Raw genomic sequence first — 480 nt, 5'->3', positions numbered from 1 at the left:
CTGTACCAAAAAAGCGATTGATACGGCTTATTAGGGCAGTGGATTTGTACATTCCTAACTCACAAGCTGAAAAGAGTTGCCTGCCAAGATTAGCAGGGCTTACAAGGTCGTTATCCCAAAGGGTTACCGATAACCCTGCGTGTCCTAAAGCAACCAAAGCGTGGTTGATACGTGCTAAAGCAGTGGCTACTTGTGAGCCTGTGCCTCCTGCTCCTATCAGATGTACTTTAATAGGATTGGTGGCGTTGAGCAAAGCTGTATCAGTAAAATGTACCCGCTCTTTGTGTGCTTGGACAGAGGTGTTGAAAGGGTTGAGGCTGTTTGAGGTGTTTAGGGTCTGTTTCATTGTTATAGGATTTGTTGTAAGGTGAGGTGATTGGGATTGAGCAGTTCACAAGGAAAAGGTTTATTACTTTGAGTGAGTTCCTGCCAAAGGGTTATTAAGAGTATTTTGGTTATAGGATATGAGCCTAATTGATG

1 protein-coding gene is annotated in these 480 nt (G+C 43.5%); it reads right to left on the bottom strand.

Annotated elements, in window-relative coordinates; genetic code table 11:
- Positions 1–346: ThiF family adenylyltransferase (locus tag HMPREF1551_RS03850; RefSeq protein WP_021627733.1), on the bottom strand; the 346-nt coding region annotated here is incomplete at its 3' end.
- Positions 347–480 lie beyond the last annotated feature (134 nt).

This window comes from Capnocytophaga sp. oral taxon 863 str. F0517 (assembly GCF_000466425.1).
Lineage (GTDB): Bacteria > Bacteroidota > Bacteroidia > Flavobacteriales > Flavobacteriaceae > Capnocytophaga.
Note: the sequence above shows the minus strand (reverse complement) of the source record. Positions and strands in the feature narration are given on the sequence as shown.